This window comes from Desulfobacula sp., assembly GCF_021107415.1.
Genome location: NZ_JAIOSW010000204.1, coordinates 1 through 3,192, shown reverse-complemented (window position 1 = coordinate 3,192; position 3,192 = coordinate 1). Strand labels below are relative to the sequence as shown.

The 3,192-nt window shown below is 39.8% G+C and carries 5 protein-coding genes; 4 read left to right on the top strand and 1 reads right to left on the bottom strand.

All coding sequences use genetic code 11. From position 1 onward, the window contains the following. The coding region (locus K8S13_RS10930) for a histidine kinase dimerization/phospho-acceptor domain-containing protein (protein ID WP_291462479.1) at positions 1 to 607 on the top strand (607 nt) is incomplete at its 5' end. Between the two features lie 35 nt (positions 608 to 642). On the opposite strand, the gene K8S13_RS10925 is transcribed toward K8S13_RS10930, so the two are convergent. After that, on the bottom strand, positions 643 to 921 hold the full coding sequence (locus tag K8S13_RS10925) for a hypothetical protein (protein WP_291462478.1): 279 nt from the start codon (positions 919 to 921) through the stop codon (positions 643 to 645). 198 nt (positions 922 to 1,119) lie between these two features. Between K8S13_RS10925 and cobU the strand changes: the two genes are divergently transcribed. From cobU to K8S13_RS10910, 3 genes are all read left to right on the top strand, one after another. After that, positions 1,120 to 1,677: a bifunctional adenosylcobinamide kinase/adenosylcobinamide-phosphate guanylyltransferase gene (gene cobU / locus K8S13_RS10920; RefSeq protein WP_291462477.1), complete on the top strand. Its 558-nt coding sequence runs from the start codon at positions 1,120 to 1,122 to the stop codon at positions 1,675 to 1,677. A 13-nt stretch (positions 1,678 to 1,690) separates the two neighbouring features. Then, positions 1,691 to 2,446 carry an adenosylcobinamide-GDP ribazoletransferase gene (cobS, locus tag K8S13_RS10915; protein WP_291462476.1) on the top strand — a complete coding sequence of 252 codons (756 nt, stop codon included), beginning with the start codon at positions 1,691 to 1,693 and terminating at the stop codon, positions 2,444 to 2,446. 86 nt (positions 2,447 to 2,532) lie between these two features. Then, a partial coding sequence (locus K8S13_RS10910) for an aminotransferase class I/II-fold pyridoxal phosphate-dependent enzyme (protein WP_291462475.1) occupies positions 2,533 to 3,192 on the top strand: 660 nt, incomplete at its 3' end.

Here is a 3,192-nt window from a genome sequence, read left to right as displayed (position 1 = left end):
TCTGGGGCAGAACAGGATTTTTAAATGGGTGAATAATGAAATGATTCAAATGTTTGGGTATCAATCAAAATCGGATTTTGAAAATAAAGATACCCGGATGATCTATTCTGATATTGATGATTACGATCTTATCGGGAAAAAAATACATACAAGTCTTAGCACCACTGGTACGGCAGATTATGAAATTGAACTGGTTAAAAAGGATAAAAGTCTGTTTCCGGTCCAAATAAGGGTAAATTGTAGTGATATTTCCAACCCGATGGCATGGAGCATTGCAACCTTTACAGATATTTCCCAAAGGAAAGCTGTTGAAAAAGAAAAATATGAAAAGGAAAGACTTCAGGGCGTTCTTGAGATGGCAGGAGCGGTCTGCCATGAGATTAATCAGCCCTTGCAGGCAATTTTAGGGTATTCTGAATTATTGCTGATAGATTCAAATTCTAACAATATAGAAGATAATAACATCCATTCCATAAAATCCCAGGCAACCCGGCTTGGAAAAATTACGAGAAAACTATCCAATATCACCACCTATCGTACCATTGATTATCCCGGAAATACTAAAATTGTCGATATCTGGGGTGTTGGCAGCAATAGGGCACACTAAAGAATGTCCCCGGAATAATTTAAGGCCGGAATAATTTAAGAGTCGACAAGAGGTTTCTTTTTTTGGGCAAGAGAATCCAGATGTCTTTCAACAAATGCTCTTATATTTCTATCTGGATCAAGATTGTCTGAATAATAGTTTAAAACCCACCAGAGATCATTCAATTTTTTATAATCATCCTGCCACCAGGAAACAGCCTCTTTTATGGCTTCAGGTGTGTCAAACTCGGAATTGATTTTTACATAGAAGTCATGACACATCGTCCGGGTGACAGGCTTAAGGTTGAGCACCTTGACAGTGTTCCGGTTTATCATTCCCGCCTCCCTAAAAAGATCTCAAAGCAAATAAGATTCATTTTCTAAAAAAAGTCCTACAGGAATAAAACTTGGATGTAAAGCATAATTCTTATATACTGACAGGTGTAATTTTAAGTTGCCAATACCTGCAAGGATAAGATAAGTTGGGAAAAAAATTAATTTTCAGGGTATTTAGCTAAAGGATAGTTCGAAATTTTGAAAAAAAACATTATATTTGTGATCGGAGGGTGCAGAAGCGGGAAGAGTTTCTTTGCCCTGAATCAAGCGAATAAGGTAGAAACCAATAGGGTAGAAAAAAATAAATATTTTATTGCCACGTCAGTGCCAAGTGATTCTGAAATGGAAAAACGGGTGGAAAAGCATCAAAAAGAGCGGGGAGAAGGCTGGCATACCATTGAAGAGCCGGTCAGGATTCATGAAAAAATCAATCAATATTCCCCAGAAGCCGGTGTCATCCTTGTGGACTGCCTGACGCTCTGGGCAGCCAATTTATTGTTTCATTCCTATGATCAGGCTCAGATTGATGGGGCCATTAAACATCTGGAAAACTCTCTTGAGCAATGTGGGTGTCCGGTGTTCCTGGTTTCCAATGAGGTGGGTACTGGTATTGTCCCGGAGAATAAACTTGCCAGGCAGTTCAGGGATATTGCCGGATTTGTCAATCAAAGGATAGCAAAAATTGCCGATAAGGTTGTTATGATGGTTGCCGGAATTGATGTTCAGATAAAGCCGAGACCACATAGATCAAATTAAAAGAGCAAAGTTAATGAAAAAGGTTTTTACGGATTTTAGATCTGCAATTTTGTTTATTACCATTCTTCCGGCAGGAAAAAACGTGACCTATTCTCCCCTCGGCATGATCAAGTATTTTCCCGTTGTCGGGCTGATATTGGGGGGCCTGCTGCTGGTATTTGATGGGGTTATTTCATACGTTTGGCCATCTGCTGTTGTGGCGGTTCTGGATGTTATTTTTCTGGTCGTGGTAACAGGGGCATTCCATTTGGATGGTTTGGGGGACACGGCAGACGGCATATTCAGTCACAGGCCCAGACAAAGAGCGCTTGAAATCATGAAAGACAGCAGAACAGGGATGATGGGCCTTGTGGCTGTGTTCTGCATCCTGGCCGTTAAAACAGCCGGGATTTATTGTGTCAAAACAACGGGAACCCATTTTCAAACCCTGGCTTTGCTCCTGATTATTCCTTCTTATTCACGATCTGCAATGATATTTGGCATACGGTTTTTAAATTATGGCCGAAAAGAAAAAGGAACCGGGCTTGATTTATTTGAAAAACAAATGGGGTTAAAGGATTTTTTCTTTGTGTTGATTCCAATGGCCATTTCTTTATTTTTGGGTTATAAAGGCCTGGTTTTGAACCTTGTTTTTCTGATAACGATTTTATCAATATTGGGCTTTTATAAAAAGAAACTCAATTGTATTACAGGTGATATGCTGGGCGCCATGAATGAGATAACAGAAGCTATTTTATTTCTGGCAACCGGGGCATTAATAGTTTTTTAACCTGAGTGTGACCTTTAGGTTAAAGGTCACACGTAACCAGAAGATCATACATAACCTGAAGGTCACAAGTAAAAGGAATTAATTTAATGATTATCGGCCATGGGGGTAATAAAAAAGATCTGGCAAAAACTTTGGACTGCGCCATTGATGATATTATTGACATGAGCAGCAATTTAAATCCTCTGGGGCCGCCTGAAAATATAGAGAAAGTTATTTGTGACAACCTGTTGAAAATCAGATCCCTTCCCGAACCGGATGCAGTGACCATGAGAAAAGGGTTTGCAAAATTTCACGGGATTGATCAAACCCGGGTTGTGGCAGGCAATGGCACCACATGGTTTATTTATACCATCCCCAAAGCCCTTGGTTGCAAAAAGGTATTAATTGCAGGACCCGCGTATTCGGATTATAAGGATGCCTGCCTCATGCACAAAACTTCCTTTCAGCACTGCCTTGCAAGAGCCTCAGATATGTTTAATCCTGACATTGATGAAATTTCACAAATGGCAAAAGAAGCGGACACGGTCTTTATCTGTAACCCCAATAACCCGACGGGTTCACTTATTTTACGGGAAAAACTTGAGTACCTGATTCAAAAACATGAAGATACTTATTTTATTATCGATGAATCTTATCTTCCTTTTTTAGATCAGGCCAATGAGGTTTCCCTGGTATCCAAAACCAAATATGAAAATCTCATAGTACTCTCCTCCATGTCAAAAATATTCAAGATTCCCGGGCTTCGT

What these genes read in the sequence shown, in the direction of transcription:
- K8S13_RS10925 (WP_291462478.1), bottom strand. Translation starts at nt 921, where the DNA reads ATGATAAACCGGAACACTGTCAAGGTGCTCAACCTTAAGCCTGTCACC.
- cobS (WP_291462476.1), top strand. Translation starts at nt 1,691, where the DNA reads ATGAAAAAGGTTTTTACGGATTTTAGATCTGCAATTTTGTTTATTACC.